The organism is Shinella sp. OV683, assembly GCF_057787725.1.
In genome coordinates this window covers 3368444-3384629 of sequence record NZ_CM173543.1, presented here as the reverse complement: position 1 = coordinate 3384629, position 16186 = coordinate 3368444, and the positions used below count along the sequence as shown (strand labels likewise).

The 16186-nt window shown below is 59.7% G+C and carries 18 protein-coding genes and 1 pseudogene; 11 read left to right on the top strand and 8 right to left on the bottom strand.

Translation table 11 applies throughout. The features are described from left to right. Positions 1–113 precede the first annotated feature (113 nt). Positions 114–404, top strand: a complete 291-nt coding sequence (locus tag ACXHRN_RS16400; RefSeq protein ID WP_488637377.1) for a Dabb family protein — start codon at positions 114–116, stop codon at positions 402–404. A gap of 259 nt (positions 405–663) precedes the next feature. Here the strand turns inward: ACXHRN_RS16400 and ACXHRN_RS16395 are convergent, their stop codons facing one another. From ACXHRN_RS16395 to ACXHRN_RS16385, 3 genes and pseudogenes are all read right to left on the bottom strand, one after another. Then, on the bottom strand, positions 664–1404 hold the full coding sequence (locus ACXHRN_RS16395) for an SDR family oxidoreductase (RefSeq protein WP_488637376.1): 741 nt from the start codon (positions 1402–1404) through the stop codon (positions 664–666). A gap of 47 nt (positions 1405–1451) precedes the next feature. Continuing rightward, a complete protein-coding gene (locus ACXHRN_RS16390) occupies positions 1452–2441 on the bottom strand; it encodes an aldo/keto reductase (RefSeq protein ID WP_488637375.1) in 990 nt (329 codons plus the stop codon). 11 nt (positions 2442–2452) lie between these two features. After that, positions 2453–2843 (bottom strand): annotated as a pseudogene (locus ACXHRN_RS16385) ((R)-mandelonitrile lyase). Here ACXHRN_RS16385 and ACXHRN_RS16380 point away from each other — a divergent pair. The 5 genes from ACXHRN_RS16380 (at position 2836) to ACXHRN_RS16360 (ending at position 7067) form a co-directional block, all read left to right on the top strand. Beyond that, entirely contained in the window at positions 2836–3021 is a 186-nt protein-coding gene (locus tag ACXHRN_RS16380) for a hypothetical protein (protein ID WP_488637374.1), read from the top strand. The pseudogene ACXHRN_RS16385 and the gene ACXHRN_RS16380 sit on opposite strands and share 8 nt — an antisense overlap. 73 nt (positions 3022–3094) lie before the next feature. Continuing rightward, positions 3095–3988 carry a LysR family transcriptional regulator gene (locus ACXHRN_RS16375; protein WP_488637373.1) on the top strand — a complete coding sequence of 298 codons (894 nt, stop codon included), beginning with the start codon at positions 3095–3097 and terminating at the stop codon, positions 3986–3988. A gap of 115 nt (positions 3989–4103) precedes the next feature. Next, on the top strand, positions 4104–5168 hold the full coding sequence (locus ACXHRN_RS16370) for a M14 family metallopeptidase (protein ID WP_488637372.1): 1065 nt from the start codon (positions 4104–4106) through the stop codon (positions 5166–5168). A 308-nt stretch (positions 5169–5476) separates the two neighbouring features. After that, the gene (locus ACXHRN_RS16365; RefSeq protein ID WP_488637371.1) at positions 5477–6025 is read left to right on the top strand and encodes a dihydrofolate reductase family protein; all 549 of its coding nucleotides are present in this window, start codon (positions 5477–5479) and stop codon (positions 6023–6025) included. Between the two features lie 289 nt (positions 6026–6314). After that, positions 6315–7067 carry an aminoacyl--tRNA ligase-related protein gene (locus tag ACXHRN_RS16360; protein WP_488637370.1) on the top strand — a complete coding sequence of 251 codons (753 nt, stop codon included), beginning with the start codon at positions 6315–6317 and terminating at the stop codon, positions 7065–7067. A 104-nt stretch (positions 7068–7171) separates the two neighbouring features. On the opposite strand, the gene ACXHRN_RS16355 is transcribed toward ACXHRN_RS16360, so the two are convergent. Then, positions 7172–7660 (bottom strand): RidA family protein, encoded by a 489-nt coding sequence (locus ACXHRN_RS16355; protein ID WP_488637369.1) that lies wholly within the window; start codon positions 7658–7660, stop codon positions 7172–7174. Positions 7661–7858: 198 nt separating this feature from the next. Here ACXHRN_RS16355 and ACXHRN_RS16350 point away from each other — a divergent pair, with 198 nt between their 5' ends. Further along, entirely contained in the window at positions 7859–8551 is a 693-nt protein-coding gene (locus ACXHRN_RS16350; protein ID WP_488637368.1) for a TetR/AcrR family transcriptional regulator, read from the top strand. Positions 8552–8649: 98 nt separating this feature from the next. Here ACXHRN_RS16350 and ACXHRN_RS16345 read toward each other — a convergent pair whose 3' ends face one another. Further along, a complete protein-coding gene (locus tag ACXHRN_RS16345; RefSeq protein WP_488637367.1) occupies positions 8650–9177 on the bottom strand; it encodes a DUF2314 domain-containing protein in 528 nt (175 codons plus the stop codon). A gap of 218 nt (positions 9178–9395) precedes the next feature. Here ACXHRN_RS16345 and ACXHRN_RS16340 point away from each other — a divergent pair, with 218 nt between their 5' ends. Beyond that, positions 9396–9797, top strand: coding sequence for a Rap1a/Tai family immunity protein (locus ACXHRN_RS16340; protein ID WP_488637366.1), 402 nt, complete (start codon positions 9396–9398; stop codon positions 9795–9797). A gap of 21 nt (positions 9798–9818) precedes the next feature. Here ACXHRN_RS16340 and ACXHRN_RS16335 read toward each other — a convergent pair whose 3' ends face one another. Both ACXHRN_RS16335 and ACXHRN_RS16330 read right to left on the bottom strand, forming a co-directional pair. Beyond that, on the bottom strand, positions 9819–10367 hold the full coding sequence (locus ACXHRN_RS16335) for a DUF1254 domain-containing protein (RefSeq protein WP_488641925.1): 549 nt from the start codon (positions 10365–10367) through the stop codon (positions 9819–9821). Then, positions 10367–10948: a DUF1214 domain-containing protein gene (locus tag ACXHRN_RS16330; RefSeq protein ID WP_488637365.1), complete on the bottom strand. Its 582-nt coding sequence runs from the start codon at positions 10946–10948 to the stop codon at positions 10367–10369. The genes ACXHRN_RS16335 and ACXHRN_RS16330 overlap by 1 nt, the downstream gene beginning before the upstream one ends. Before the next feature lie 429 nt (positions 10949–11377). Here ACXHRN_RS16330 and ACXHRN_RS16325 point away from each other — a divergent pair, with 429 nt between their 5' ends. Both ACXHRN_RS16325 and ACXHRN_RS16320 read left to right on the top strand, forming a co-directional pair. Next, positions 11378–13384 (top strand): calcium-binding protein, encoded by a 2007-nt coding sequence (locus tag ACXHRN_RS16325; RefSeq protein ID WP_488637364.1) that lies wholly within the window; start codon positions 11378–11380, stop codon positions 13382–13384. A 346-nt stretch (positions 13385–13730) separates the two neighbouring features. Continuing rightward, positions 13731–14882, top strand: a complete 1152-nt coding sequence (locus ACXHRN_RS16320; protein ID WP_488637363.1) for an autotransporter outer membrane beta-barrel domain-containing protein — start codon at positions 13731–13733, stop codon at positions 14880–14882. A gap of 34 nt (positions 14883–14916) precedes the next feature. Here the strand turns inward: ACXHRN_RS16320 and ACXHRN_RS16315 are convergent, their stop codons facing one another. After that, positions 14917–15294 carry an ArsR/SmtB family transcription factor gene (locus ACXHRN_RS16315; protein ID WP_488637362.1) on the bottom strand — a complete coding sequence of 126 codons (378 nt, stop codon included), beginning with the start codon at positions 15292–15294 and terminating at the stop codon, positions 14917–14919. Positions 15295–15522: 228 nt separating this feature from the next. On the opposite strand from ACXHRN_RS16315, the gene ACXHRN_RS16310 reads away from it, so the two are divergent. Further along, positions 15523–16125 carry a transglutaminase-like cysteine peptidase gene (locus ACXHRN_RS16310; RefSeq protein ID WP_488637361.1) on the top strand — a complete coding sequence of 201 codons (603 nt, stop codon included), beginning with the start codon at positions 15523–15525 and terminating at the stop codon, positions 16123–16125. Positions 16126–16186 lie beyond the last annotated feature (61 nt).

The following is a 16186-nucleotide window of genomic DNA, read 5'->3' as shown; positions in this document are numbered from 1 at the left end:
GGTGAGAGCCAGCGGCCGCGATAGAGCGGCGTGTGCGAGCAGAGCTATGCGGCGCTTTTATTTTCCCGCATTTGCACTATCTTCTCCGGCTTAACGTCGAAGGGGAGCTGCACATGATCCGCCACACTGTTGTTTTCAATCTGGCCCATCCGCGGGGTTCGGCAGAAGAGCAGAAGTTCCTGGAAGATGCCTTGGTGCTGACCAAGATTTCCGGCGTCAGACATTTCGAGCAGCTGCGGCAGGTCAGCCCGAAGAACGACTTCAGCTTTGGGTTCTCGATGGAATTTGACGATCAGTCCGCCTACGATCACTACAACGACCATCCGCTCCATGTCGCTTTCGTTCGGGACCGGTGGGTCAAGGAAGTCTCCAAATTCATGGAGATCGACTATGTCAGGCTTTAAGTCAGCGATCAGATGACTGCGCGCAGTTTCATCTGGCTGTCCTGAAAGGGATGCGCCTTCCGCTTTTTGACAAAAACACAACCTAGAGGCGCGTCATCCTTGGGCTTGTCCCAAGGATCTGCCAACGGTTCTTTAAGTCATTGAAACAGCGTAATATTGAAAGTGATTAGATCCTCGGGACGAGCCCGAGGACGACGTTGCAGGGTTGTGTTGGCCTCGTAAGAGAGCGGCCCGCCAGACGCCCCCAACGAACTTTGACTCAGTAAGCCTGCTTCGTCGGCCGGAACAGGATTTCGTTGATATCGACCTCTTCCGGCTGGCTCATGGCAAAGACCACGGCGCGCGCAAACGAGTCCGCAGGAATGGCCACCTCCTCGTAAAGCTTGTTCACGCCCGCTGCTACATCCGGCTCGGTGACGCTGGCGGGCAGTTCGGTCGCCACTGCACCCGGCGAGATGATCGTCGTGCGGATGTTGTACGGCTTGACCTCCTGGCGCAGTCCTTCGGAGATGACCCGCACGGCATGCTTGGTGGCCGCATAGACTGCACCACCCGGCCCCACCTTGTGGCCGGCAACGGACGACACATTGATGATGTGGCCACTCTTCTGCTCTTTCATATGCGCCAGGGCAGCGCCGATGCCGTAGAGCACGCCCTTGATGTTGACATCGATCATCCGGTCCCAGTCTTCCACCTTGCCGCGCTCCAGCGGCGAGTGCGGCATCAGGCCGGCATTGTTGATGATCACGTCGATGCGACCGTGCAGTTTCACAGCATGGTCCACGAGCCGCCTCACCTGATCGACGTCGGTCATATCAGTCTGCAACACGGCGTCTTCGCCGAGCGAAAGTTCCTTCGCCAATGCCTGCAGCCTGTCGAGGCGGCGGGCGCCCAGCACCAGCTTTGCCCCGCCTTGGGCGAGCAGGCGGGCGCTTGCCTCGCCCAGCCCGCTGCTGGCGCCGGTGATGACGACCACCTTGTCCTTGATGCCTTCTGTCATATCTTCTCTCCTGAAAAATACTGCTGAATTGGCAGATGAACCCGTATTTAGCGGCCGACCCGCGCCTGCAGATGAGCCGGATAGCGATCGCCTTCGACCTTGATGGCGGAAACGGCGCTTTCGATATGACGCAGATCGTCGGCGGAGAGTTCCACGGCGGCAGCGCCAAGATTCTCCTTGAGGCGGTGCAGCTTCGTCGTGCCGGGAATCGGCACGATCCACGGCTTGCGAGCCAGAAGCCATGCCAGCGCGATCTGCGCAGGCGTTGCCTGCTTGTCAGCCGCAATCCGGCCGAGCAGGTCGACAAGCGCCTGGTTCGCCTTGCGTGCCTCGGGCGAAAAGCGCGGCACGACATTGCGGAAATCCGTGGCGTCGAAGGTCGTGGTCTCGCTGATCGCGCCAGTCAGAAAGCCCTTGCCCAATGGGCTGAAGGGGACAAAGCCGATGCCGAGTTCTCCCAGTGTCGGAACGATCTCGGCCTCCGGCTCGCGCCACCACAGCGAATACTCGCTCTGCAGCGCCGTAACCGGCTGGACGGCATGGGCGCGGCGGATGGTCTGCGCGCCGGCCTCGGAAAGACCGAAATGCTTGACCTTGCCTTCGGCGATCAGTTCTTTCACCGCACCGGCGACATCTTCGATCGGCACGTTCGGGTCGACGCGATGCTGGTAGAACAGATCGATGACGTCGGTCTTGAGCCGCTTCAATGCGGCATCGGCAACCCGCTTGATGTGGTCCGGACGGCTGTTCATGCCGCTTTGGCCACCATCCGCGGAAAACTCAAAACCGAATTTGGTGGCGATCACCACTTTGTCGCGGAACGGGGCCAGTGCTTCGCCAAGCAGCTCCTCGCTTTTGTACGGACCGTAGGCCTCGGCGCTGTCGAAGAAGGTCACTCCGCTCTCGAATGCGGTGCGGATCAGCTTTATTGCGTCTGCGGTATCCGTTGCCGGGCCGTAACCAAAACTCAGCCCCATACATCCCAGGCCGATGGCCGAGACTTCAAGGCCACTATTTCCAAGTTTGCGCTTCTGCATCGTCTTTCTCCTTAAACTTCGTATTGTTGGTCGCTGACCTTTTCCATCCAGTCGACAGCCCGCCCCTCGAGCGATTCCTGGATGGCGATGTGGGTCATGGCGGTGGTCGGCCCGGCGCCATGCCAATGCCTCTCGCCCGGCTCGAACCAGACGACATCACCGGGCCGGATTTCCTCGATTGGGCCGCCTTGGCGCTGGACGCGGCCGCAGCCTGCGGTGACGATCAGCGTCTGGCCGAGCGGATGAGTGTGCCAGGCGGTGCGTGCGCCGGGCTCAAAGGTCACGGCATTGCCGGCTGCTCGCGCGGGTGACCGGAAAGAGGGGATCGATGCGCACCGTGCCGGTGAACCAGTCGGACGGTCCCTTGGCCGACGCTTGTGATCCAGCGCGCTTGATGTCCATTGTCTTATCCTTTGCAAATATTGTCGGCCCAGCCCGGCTGGCCACGTCAGCCCGGCTGGCCACGTCAGCCCGGCTGGCCACGTCAGCCCGGCTGGTCACGTCAGCCCGGCTGGCCACGTCAGCCCGGCTGGTCACGCCAGCCCAGCTGGCTGCGCCAGCTCCGGCTGGCAACCGGTGAGGTATATTTAGCAATTTGGATTGGCAGCGATTAGGTGGTAAAAGGCGCAAGGGCCTATGAGAAAGATTCATGAATGCCACGCCAGTCCGTCAATGACCTCTTCGCCTTCGTTGCTGTCGCGCGCGAGCGGAGTTTCACCAAAGCGGCCGCGAAACTCGGCGTGTCGCAATCCGCGCTCAGCCACACGATACGGGGCCTCGAGGCGCGGCTCGGTATCAGGCTTCTGACCCGCAGCACCCGCAGCGTCTCACCGACAGAAGCGGGCGAACGCTTGCTGCTATCCATAGGCCCCAAGCTCGACGAAATTGAGGGCGATCTGGCCGCGCTCAGCGACTACAGAGACAAGCCGGCGGGCACCATCCGCATCACGGCGGGCGAGCACGCGGCCGACGCGGTGCTGTGGCCGGCGATCCAGAAATTCCTGCCCGACTATCCAGACATCCACGTCGAGATCACCATTGATTACGGGCTGACGGACATCGTCGCCGAACGCTACGACGCCGGCGTCCGGCTGGGTGAACAGGTGGCGCGCGACATGATAGCGGTACGGATCGGGCCGGATATGCGCATGGCGGCGGTGGGTAGCCCGGAATACTTTGCCAACCGCCCCAAGCCCGTCTCACCGCAGGATCTGACCGGGCACAACTGCATCAACATGCGCCTGCCGACCCATGACTCCATCTATGCCTGGGAGTTCGAGAAGGGCGGCCACGAAATGAGGGTTCGCGTCGAAGGGCAACTGGTGTTCAACAACATCGCGCTTCGGCTGAACGCGGCCTTGGCCGGCATGGGATTGACCTACCTGCCGCAAGACGTGGTGCAGCCGCATATCGATTCCGGCCGTCTCGTGCATGTTCTCGAGCACTGGTGCGAGCCGTTCAGCGGCTACCATCTCTACTATCCCAGCCGCCGGCAATCGTCGCCGGCTTTCGCGCTACTGGTCAACGCGCTGCGCTACCGGGCTTGATGGTCGTCCCGCCAACTCGGTAAATTACACAAATGTGTAATTTGTCGCAAATCTGCATTTACCTCGCCCCTGAAATCGGGCTAGAAATCCCGCCAAACGAAATGCGGGGACTATCATGCAGAAGACCGAGATCGTGATTGCTGGCGACACGCCGGGCGTCGAATGGCGCGTGCCGATGCTGACATTTGCAGGCAAGGACCCCAAGGCGCCCAAGGTCTATATGCAGGCGGCCCTGCATGCCGGCGAGTTGCCGGGCGTCGCAGCCTTGCATTTCTTCGTGCCGATGCTGGAGGAAGCCGAGAAGAACGGCGAGATCCTCGGCGATATCACCATCGTCCCCAAGGCCAATCCGATCGGCGCCTCGCAATTCCTCTACGGCGAGCTGCAGGGCCGGTTCGAGCAGGGCGGCCGCGTCAATTTCAACCGCGACTACCCGCTGGTGCCGCTCGCCGAGCGCGCCTCGCTGACCGCTGACCTGTCAGCCCATCTCGCCACCGACCAGCTCAAGCGCCACCTGCTGTCGATGGCCATCGGCGCCGACCTGGTGCTCGACCTGCATTGCGACGACGAATCCGTCATCTACGCCTATTTCGACAAGCTGTTCTGGCCAGCCGCCACCGACCTCGCCGAGAGTTTCGGCCTGCATTCGGTGCTGCTGTCTGACGGCACCAGTACGGCGTTCGAGGAAGCGGTCACCTATGCCTGGCGCAACGCCGAGCTCGGCCATCGCAAGAACTGGCACGACGATCGCATCTCGCTGACCATGGAATTCCGCGGCCAGCGCGACGTCTATGCCGATGTCGCTAAACAGGACGCCGAAGGCATCATGTCCTTCCTCAAGCGCCGCGGCGCGGTCGCCGGCACGCCCTCGCGCAACGAGCGCTTCCACGGCCCCGCCGCCGGCCTCGATTATGTGCAGATGATCAACGCCCCGATGGGCGGCATGCTGCTGTTCGAAAAAGACGTCGGCGTCACCGTCAAGGCCGGCGACCGCCTCGCCACCATCGCCCCGGTGCCGGGCGACCCCAGCCAGGACGTCGTCATATCAGCCCCCGTCGACGGCGAAATCGTCACCCGCGTCATGCACCGCGTCGTCCGCGCCACCGACAACCTGATGAAGATCGCCAGCCGCGAATTGTCGCACACGCCGAGGAAGCCGGGCGGTGGGCTGGAGGATTAGAGGCATTCAGTTCCACCAAGCGACGCCCGGCAGCCGCGCGGATTGAAAGCGCTTGCATCAATTTCGGGACGGCTGCTTTGCGCCAGTAGCGGACGTCTTGTACTCGGCAGCTCTTCCTGTCAGCGGATAGGCCACCAGTCACCCAGCTGTTCAAGTGTAAGGTTGACGGGACAACCGCAGCGCTCCGTCTGCGGCATGAGCGCTTCCTTCCAAGACCACTTGCAATTTGCAAACAGTCGCGATAGCGTCGACCACTTGCAAACCACAAGCAGTTTAATTTGTGGACCCACTATGAGAAAGGGCCGGTCATGGGCAAACTTATCTTGGCAATGAACGTCTCCATTGATGGCTATGTCGACGACCTTGCCGGAAATCTGGTCATGGGCGCGCCAAGCCAGAAACACTTCGATTACTGGATCGAGACGATTCGCAACCATGCCGGCGCTGTGTATGGCCGGCGGATGTACGAGGTCATGCGCTACTGGGACGATGATCATGCGGAATGGGATGCCTCGCTGCGTCAGTTCGCGACACTCTGGCGCAAGCTGCCCAAATGGGTCGTTTCACGCACGCTTTCAGGGGTCGGCCCGAACGCCGCGCTCATCTCCGGCGATATTGAAACGCAGATTCGCGAGATCGCGGCCCGCACGGACGGCACCCTTAGCGTTTCCGGTCCGGAACTGGCCGGCCTTATGACCAGTCTAGGCCTGATCGAGGAATATCACCTGCACGTGCGGCCGTTCGTGCTCGGCGAGGGCAAGCCTTTCTTCCACGAGGCAAGGCCTCCGCTGCAACTGGTGTCGAGCACATTGATCGATGACGATACGGTTCATATGATCTATGTGCCGCGAGACTGAACGATAAGTCGCTTCAGCGCCAACAGGCGAACCAACGCGGACGTCCGCAATGGGCCATGTGTGGACAAGCCAAGGGTTGACCCTGTCCACACACTAGGGCATTCATTCGCACCATGAGCAACACACACGCGTCATCGATGAAGGAAGGCCGCAATCAGCGGGCTCTCCTCGCATGCGTGTTCGGCGGACGAGGTCTTCACGTCCAGTCGTGATGCTGCGCGTTTCTGCGCGACCGACTGGACGTAAAGCATTCACCTCATCCTTCAATGGCCATCATGGAGAATAGGCCATGCTCAGTATTCTGAACGTAAATTCGCTCGTGCATTGGGAAGAACGCGAGATCCTCCGACGCGAGGAGTTTATCCGTCATTTTTCGGAAGAAGTTCGCGCCTTCCTCCGTTCCGTGAATTCCGCCTGGGACATGCGGCGCGTCGAAGCACCAACACTTGTTCCACGCACACTTATCTCCGACGCCTATGAAAACCGAGATATATGGGTGCAGGAGCGAATGGCCGTCACCGAAACGGAACTCGTCCTCCGACCGGAAACCACCCCTTCAACCTACGCTTACATGGTTCATCTTCTTGAAAGCCACTCTGGTGCGAAGCTTCCTCTATGTGTCTGGCAGGCTGGCCGATCCTACCGCCGTGAGCAGGAGCAGACGACTGCCCATATGCGTTTGAAAGAGTTCTGGCAGATGGAGTTCCAGGCGGCTTTCACAGCAGACACCGGCATGGATTACCACGCGGCATGTCTCGAACCTGTCAGGAAGATGATCGCGTCCGTCATCAGTCTCCCGACCAGGATAGTCGAATCCGACCGGCTTCCAAGCTACTCGCAGACCACGATGGACATTGAGGTTGATAATGGCTTCAAATGGATGGAGGTCTGCTCAATCTCGCGGCGGACTGACTTTCCGCGAAAATTTGTATCGCGAGCAAAAGGCGGCGCAACCCGCGAGCACGATGTGCTTGTTCTGGAGATCGCCATCGGCTTGGACCGATGCCTCTACAACTGGGCGATAGCGGCAGACGGCGCCTAGCGGAAATCTGATAGCGCAAGGTCGCCTTGGCAAAGTGCCGAGGCGACCGGACCCATCGGCATCCGTTCTCGAAATTGGCAATCGCGCTCGATCCGTCGCCGCCACTATTCCAGAATGACGACGGCTTCGACCTCGAACAGCATGGGGTCGATTGCAAGCTTTGGGACGGGAATCAGAGTCTGCGCCGGCAGTGCCTCGCCGAACATTTCCTTGACGTTCTTCGTCAACACCTCAAGCTTGGACATATCGTGATCGACCACGAAGACCGTGAGCTTGGCGACCTGATCCGGCCTTGCACCGAGCGCATCAAGGGCGGTGCCCAGATTTGCATAGGCTTGCTTAACCTGGACGGCGAAGTCGGGCGACAAGGCTCCGGTGCTGTCTTGGCCGCCCTGTCCGGAGATATAGGCTAACCGGGCTCCGCGGGGCACGATCACCGCCGTGCTGTAGCCGTTCGGCGTCGGATCATAGAGGTTCTTGGGATTGACGATGGTCAGCTTGAGATCATCCTCATTGGCTGTCGTTGCTGTGGGAACTGCCATGGTCATGATGATTAGCCCTCCGATAAGCAGATGCTTGATTGCGCGTGACATGATTTTCTCTTGGCTCCGAGGACTGCGAACGCCGTAGCCTCGCGGGCCCCCAAGGATTGAACTTTGATCCATCGCCGGTATGACCGACTCGTACGGCGTACGATTTGATCGTATCGTACATCGTACGAGTCAACAGGTCAGGATCGACATTCCTACGTTCTCGGCTTAAATCGATGTTCTGATCAGTAAGGAAGATGGATGGCGGCCAAACGCAGCGGCGCGCAGAGCAAACGGTCTCAACGGGCAAGTGCGGCACCTCGGTCCGGGCAGGAGCCGCGCAGTGAGCCGCCTCTCTCGCTGGAACGGATCGTGGCGACGGCAGTAGAACTGCTGGACGCCCAAGGGATTGACGGATTGACGATGCGTCGGCTGGCGGATCGCCTCGGCTCGGGCGCGATGAGCCTGTACTGGCACGTCGACAACAAGGAGGAAGTCTTTGATCTGGCGCTTGACTCGGTGCTCAGATATCGCGGACTGCCGCAAACAACCGCGCCTCAAGACTGGCGCGGGGACGTCGTTCATATGCTCGAAGACTGGCGCGCCAGCATGCTGCTCCATCCTTGGTCGGCATCGCTGTTGTCGCAACGGGCGCTCGGCCCGAACATTCTCGGTCGCCTGGAGCTGCTGAGCAAGACCTTGTCGAGCGCCGGCGTAGCGGACAGAGATTTGAACGGCGCGATATGGTCGCTGTGGAACTACGTGATGGGCGCTACCATCACCCGGGCGAGCTTCGACCGCTCGGAGGACGACAGGGCCGCTGCGCACGAGCGCCTGACACGTCTCAGCCAACACTACGTGACAATCGAACGATCTTGTCTGCTGTTGGATAACGAGTGGGACGGCACCTTCAGGAAAGGCCTCGGCTTCCTGCTTGACGGCCTCTCTCCCTGACCACGAGCACTCGTCATTTTGTTGACGAGAAGGTGCCGGACTGCCTTTTGGCATCAGGTTTTCGATCGTATCGCATATCTGCCAGATAAGCCGCCCGCCTACCGGCAATCCAATCCAACCTGCTCGCGCAATTGCCTGAGCTCCTCCAGCGGCCCACGCAGCAGCGCAGGGCAGGCGGTAAAATTGCCTTTCATCTGGCCGTTGTCGAAATACAGCCAGTCGAAGATGTCGGATTTCCTGAACGGGATCTGCTCGGCAAAATGCACGTGTCTGACGAGTTCGGGATCGTTGCCGAGTTGCCCCAGGAACCCGTCGCGGGTTGCGACGATATCGGTCAGCCAGAAATATTCGACGCCCGCAACACCCTGGTCGGTCGTCAGCGCATAGCCCCCGGGCTGGTCCGTGATGCCGACCTTGATGGCGTAATTGCTTGTGCCGTCGGGCGGGTTGGCAAGCTTGGCGAGAAAGCCGTCAAGCCCGGCTTGTGCCTTGCCTGCCGCCACGATCATCGCCCGGTCGCCCATTGGCACGCTGTGGATGCCGGCGAGATCGCCCGCCAATGCCGTAGCAGAAGCACAGGCGAGCGCAATGGCGACGACAACACTCTGGATTGGCAGTTTCGTCATCGTTTGCGCATGTCTCGGTGGATCATTGTTGTTTCAAGCCCCGGCCGAAGACCTCATCGCAAGCGCTGAGATCTGTCATGCCACGATTATCTTATCGCCGCGCAATTCAGTTGTCAGCTGGGCGAGCCAACCACAAAACCACCATTGCCATATTGCGCCTTTTGAACCTATGCTTGCACAGCCGGGGAGGGGCTCCGGCACCAGTCTGGGGTGGATGGATGCGCAGGATTGCAATGGCGGCGATGGTGATGGCTGTGCTCGTGCCGCTGCCGGCCGCGGCGGATTTCTATACCGGCAAGGAAATCAAGAAGTTCTGCGCCACCAAGAGCCCGATCATGCTCGGCTATCTCGCCGGCTGGACCGACAAGTGGGAGCGCGACACCAATATGCTGGCGGCGGGCTATGACGCCCAGAAAACTGCCGTGGGCAAGCGGATCATCCTTCCCCAGCTGCAGAAGGCCACCGAAGGCATTTGCGTGCCCTATGGCGCCAGTCTTGGCCAGATGTTCGACATCCTCTGCAAATATGTCGCCGATCACCCCGACAAGCTCGAACTCGGCTCCACGGCCCTGATTGCCGCCTCGGTCGGAGACGCCTGGCAATGTGATGCCAACGAATAGCTGACCTGCAGGCACTTGCTGCTATTGCAGCTCATACTCCGCGCATTCCGCCTCGCTCAAAAAATTCCTGGCGGCGTCTTCGTAGCTCGGCGCCGGCGCCAGCGTCCGGAGCACGATATAGCCCTCGGGGCGCGGCATTTCGATCAGCACGCTTTGCGAAATGATATCGGGGTCCGATTTGCGGATCTCGGCGAGCTGGGCGGGCGAGGCGATGATTGCATCGAGCGCACCGCCGGCGGCCGAGCGGTCGTTCATCGAAAACACCTCGTTGGACGAGGAATCATAAACCGCAAACGACCAGAACGGCACATTGCCGGATGCCAGGAGATGCACGGGCTGGCTCTCGACCGAGATCAGGCAGGCGCCGGTGCGCAGATAGGGATCGCCATTGGAAAAGCCCATCTCGTCCTTCTGGTCGCTGAACACAACCAAGCTGCCTTCCGCTTCATAGGCGGTCAGCCGCGTATAGGCGTCGAGCCCGGTATAGGCGGGCAGCGCCAGGATAATGATGATGTGCAGCACGGCAGCGCCGAACATGCCGGTCAGGATGGCAAACAGTGCGCGCCGGATCATGAGCAGCTCACTTTCGTGAGCGTGGGCATCGATATGTCCAGCACGCCGGACGAGCCGGCGGTGGGCGTATCCAGCAGCGACAGAACCAGCCGGAACGGCCGGCCACGGCGGATCGCCAGCCAGTTGCCGGGCTGCGGTGCGGCGGAAATCAGCACGCGGATCGAGCCATCGCTCTGCCGCAGTACGTTCCAGGCATTGAAGGCTGCCGGCAGCCCCGCGGCCGGCTTCAGCGGTTCATTAACATTGTCGGCGGCATAAAGCGTCCAGAAACGCGCCGGCGGCGTCTGACCCTTCATCTCGTACGTGCAGTTGGAGGACAGCCGCTTTCCGGCCTGGTCGACATCTGCCTGAAACATAAGCCCCTCCGCCGAACCGAACAGCAGCCGTCCGGCGCGCGCCCGGTGCGACTGGGCATAGGGGTCGGCATCGACGGTCTGGGCCTGCGGAAAGGAGGCCCATGGCCCGAGCCTGATCGCGCCAAAGCCTGACGACGCGTTCAACATCAGCACGGCAGAGCCGATGCCGAGGCCGAAGGTTGTCAGCAGCGCAAGTGCGACGAGGAAGGGCAGGCGAAACATCAGATGGACAATGGCTTTCTCAACGGGGGCTTACTCAGTGGGGTCGATGCGAGAGTTAGCATTGATTCCGGATCGGGGAAATGGCCAGCATGCGTCTCTCCAACGGCATCTGGCGTGCGGTGTTCGGCGAGGGCGAGCGTGGGACCGACCCACCTTTCCGCACGGCGCGAAGTCCAACATCGGGGCAGGGAGACTGGGCTGGTCCTTTCGGCGGGATTTCTCACTCCGAAAAAAGCCCGAATGCCGTGAAGAATACCGGGCTGGCGGACGTTCATGTGGTGTTCAGCCACGTCACCGCACTGTCAGGGCCAAGACATCGAAATGAAACGTGGGCGGGCTAGTTTCCCGTCATGTTCTGCAGCATGAATGCTTCCAGTGCATTGCGAGCCGGCGTTGTGCCCGGTCAACAGACTTTCGCCGGAGATCTGCATGCCCTTTATCGAATACGACGACCTTGGAACCTTCACCGAATACGAAAAGTTCCGTTTTGAGGTGATGAAGTCTGTCTGGGGCGCGAACAAGGAAGCCTATATCGGCGCCAGTGGCCCGATGATCGGTACCAATGTCAACTTGTTGACCAACATGGAACTTGTCGCGGGCACGATCATAGGCGGACCGGTGGATCCCGACATGCTCGGGGAGTTGCAAGCAGCGGCGGTGGGACATACGACCAACAATCAGTTGCGCAATGCGTTGGATGCCGTACTCCAGGATTGGCATGACAACCACGGTCTGAGCAGCATTCCGACTGAATTCCAGTTCGCCAATAATGCGCAAATGCGGGCGGTGTTGAATAGCTGCAGCGAAATGGCGGATGCCGAGGGTGCATTTGACGCGCGCATTATCGACCTGAACTTCGATAACCTCGAGGAGCGCGCTGCGATTGTCAGTATGGCGTTCGAGGAAGAGGATCTGCTGGACCAAGGCGTCATGGACGCTCTGCTGGACGGCACAGACCGTTTTGCCGCCTGGTACGCCCTGCGTTACAACAGCAATGACGGCGTTGGTAAGACGGATCGCACTGAGACCGCCATTCGCCGTTATATCCAGTCGGATTACTTCGAGCTCTACAATGATCCCCAGAGTGTCGGTTTCGCCGAGGCGCGGCAGGTGGCGCACGGCTACCAGGATTTCCGCGACACTATCCTTGCTTACGAGGACAAGTACAATCCGGACGCCGCCAGCAATGCCAATGCCGCAAACGCCGCCGGCAGCCTTTTGCACGGTACGATCAACGACCAACTGCAGCCGACGATCAAGGAAGTTGCCAAGCACTACAATCTGGTGACGGGCCACCTCGAAGAGGTCCTGTTCGTCCGCGGCAGAAGCAACAATCTCAACGGCGACGGCACCGGGTTCGACAGCAAGAAGAACGACGATGACCTGTTGATCGGCGACGCCGACGGCAACACCATTCACGGCCAGCAGGGCGACGATGTGATTGCCGGCCTGGCGGGCGACGACCATCTCTACGGCGACGCCGGCGACGATCGCCTCTATGGCGGCAACGACGACGACCAGCTTTACGGCGCGAGTGGTAATGACCGGTTGTTTGGTGGCGCCGGCAACGATCTGCTCGACGGCTCCAGCGGCAATGACCGAATGGACGGCGATGACGGCAAGGACACGCTCAAGGGCGGCGACGGCAACGACACGATGAACGGCGGCAACAGCGATGACAAGCTCTATGGCGGCGCGGGCAACGATAACCTGACCGGCGGCGCGGGCGATGATCTTCTGGTCGGCGGCGATGGCAACGATACCTATATCTTGAGTCCGAAATCCAAGAGCGCCGGCCCCGATGCGGTTGCGGGCCCGACTCCGAGCCCCTCGCTGGTCGGTGGCAGCAACGACGACCAGATCGTCGAGGCGAAGAACGGCGGCACCGACACGGTCATCATCGAGATGAAGGGATCGTTCAACATCCACAATGTCGAGTTCATGAAGCTGTCCGGCAATATCGACGGCAAGGTTTCGCTCTCTCTCAACGAGTTCGACAAGTTCACGCTGTCGAACAAGTCAGACGACCTGACGCTGACGATCAACAAGCTGCAAAAGGACCCGATCGACATTGTCACCAATGGCGGCGCCGACATAGTCAGGATCAAGTTCGCGGGCGGCGTCGATCCGTCCCAGGTTCTGGACCACAAGGGTCTGACTGCGCGCTTCGATTTCGCCGACCTCAGCAGCAACGACACGATCGACCTCACCTCGATCGGCATCAAGAAGATCGTCATGAACGATCTCGATATCTCCACCGACCAGGGTTTCTATCTCATGGCGCCGGATGCCCAGATCCACCTGATGAAGAACGGCCACGAGACCAAGACCTATACCAACGATACATCAAGCTGGTTCGTGGTCAAATGCGGCGACAACACGCCCTATGGTCCGGAATTCTTCGGCCATGTCCAGAAGGACAATTTCGATATCTGAGAGCGCTCACGCGGGTGTGAGGGGCCTATCGCTTGCTTTATCGACGTTTTGTGCGATTCTTGCAGAACCTCTGACCTCCAGAGGTAAACCGGGCGGGGATAGCTGATCCGGCTATCATGACGCGGGGCGGGAACCCCGCTGCTCATCGCTTCTCGCGACCGCCCGGCCAACAATCAACTGATTTACGTCTGGGTCTTGGTCCTCGTCATTGATTGCATGGCGGGGCCTTAATAAAAGAATCCCAAGCTGTTCCATATCTCGGCGCTTTTGATAATATTTCTTGCGCCTCCGTCGTCACGATCTCACTATAGTTCGTATGCCAGCTCTGAACCGGGAGACGGATACGATGGCAAATACCCTCGTCAAGACAGACCAAACCACCACTTATGTTATCAGCAGCGTTGGCGGCAAGTGGACATTCGCTGCCGAGATGTCGATCTTCACGTCAAACCAATTTGGTATCGACGTCCAGATAACGGCACAAGACGTTGAGGTCGTCGTCAATGGCATTATTTCCGGCTCAAGCGCCGCCTCCGGCTGTGGCATCCGGTCGATCGGCGCGGGCGTCACCATCCGCATAGGATCCGAAGGGGTTTTGCATGGCGAGACGGGCCTGGCAATGTTCAACATCGACCAAACGCTTGTCAACAAGGGGCGCATTTTTGGCCTGACGACTGGCGCGACCATGGACAATGACGGCGTCGATGCCACGAACAGTGGTTACATCCACGGCGCCACCTATGGCTTCACGTTGAATTCCGCTGGTGGCGATCTCGCCAACACGGCCACCGGTATTATCAGTGGCGCCAATGCCGTAGTTTTCAGTCAATTGGCTGGCCAAACCACGCATCTTACCAACAGCGGACTGATCTCCGGCACAGCGGCTGTCACCGGCGGCGCCGGACTGGACTTGATCATCAACCACGGCACTGTCAAAGGCACGATCAATCTGAATGCCGGAGACGACACTTTCGACAACCGCGGTGGCAAGGTGGATAGCTTCATCGCCGGTGGCGCCGATAACGACACGCTGATCACGGACAAAGCCGGGACCCGGCTTTTCGAGAATTCAGGCGAAGGCACCGATACGGTAAAATCGACCGTCTCCTACGAGCTGAAAGCCAATGTCGAACACCTCGTTCTACTCGGGGCCGGGAACATTAACGGGCGGGGAAATGAGCTCGCCAATCTCCTTATCGGCAATGCGGGCAAAAACAATCTGAGTGGTCTGGCGGGCGAGGACAAGATGACCGGCGGGGCCGGCGATGATACCTTCGTTTTCAAGACCGGCTTTGGTCAGGATATCGTCACCGATTTCCATCCCGGCAAGGACATTATCGACCTTCGCGGCCTGAATGGTGTCAACGATTTTGCCGATCTGCGCACCCATCATCTCGATGTTTCGGGCAACAGCGTGATCATTCATGTCGGTATGGATACGCTGACCCTGCAGCATGTCGCCAAGAACGATCTGCATGCCGGCGATTTCCTGCTTTGAAAGGCGGCAAGCATATGGCCGAGATCGCTCATCTCTAATCGCTCTTCTTGTCCTTGGTTTTCTCGGGCAGCTTGCCGGACATGGCAACCTCGGCCTCGAGTAGCTTTTCCAGCGTATCGAACCGCTCGTTCCAGAATTTTTCGTAGTGGCGCATCCATTCCATGCCGGCGTGGATCGGCCTGGCGTCGAGCCGGCACACATGTGTCCGGCCCTCGATGCTGCGTGCCACCAGCCCCGCACGCTCCAGCACCTTGATGTGCTTGGAGGCCGCGGCAAGCGAGATTGCAAACGGCTGGGCAAGTTCGCCGACGGTGCGCTGCGATTGCGACAGGCTGTTCAGCATCGCCCTCCGCGTCGGATCGGAAAGCGCGTGAAACATGTCGTCGAGATGAAGCTCAGAATTGTAAACCATATGGTTGAATATAAGCGACTCGCGACGTATTGTCAACCGATCGGTTGAATTGTTCCCGGCGATTTCAGAAGCATGACAAACTGGGTCGCCGACGTCGACGTGAAGGTATGAGGGGCGTTGACAGGCCGGCCTTGAGACATCACCATGCTGCATCTGCGAACATATTCGCTTGGGCGACGACGTCAAATCGTGGCGGGCTTTCATGAAGGCGAAGTTTGGGTGAAAATCTTGGCATACAAAGATAAAGTTGCCGTGGTGGCCTTGTTTTGTGCTGTTGCCGTGGCGATTTCCGGCTGTGCGTCCAGGAAGGCTATTCCCCCCAAGGCTCAGCCAAAGCCGACGCCGGGACTTGATCAGCCGTTCGTCACATCGGAACGCCGCACGCTCGAACCCTTTTCCCACGTGGTGTTCTGCAAGAAATATTCCGGTGAATGCGCGGCGGCCAGCGGTCCCGACACCGTGGAACTGACGCCGTCGAAAGAGGCTGAGCTGGTCTCCGTCAGCCGCACGATCAACAGCCAGATCGCTCCCCGAAACGACACGCGCGGCGACGATGTCTGGACCCTCTCGCCGCGTTCGGGAGACTGCGAGGACTATGCCGTCACCAAACGCCATGTGCTGATCCAGCACGGCTGGCCGTCATCGGCGCTGCGGTTGGCGATAGGCTATACCAAGCAGGGCGAGGGCCATCTGGTGCTCGCGGTGCGGACCAGCAATGGCGACGTGATCCTGGATAACGAGACCAATGCCATTCGCAACTGGCAGGATGCAGGCCTGAACTGGCTGGAGATTCAGTCTGCGAAGAATCCTCGTGTCTGGTACAAGATCTAGAGTATGTTGCGCAAAAGTGTGCCGCCCTTTCGCCACGATTGACATGCGGGCGCCACGGTAT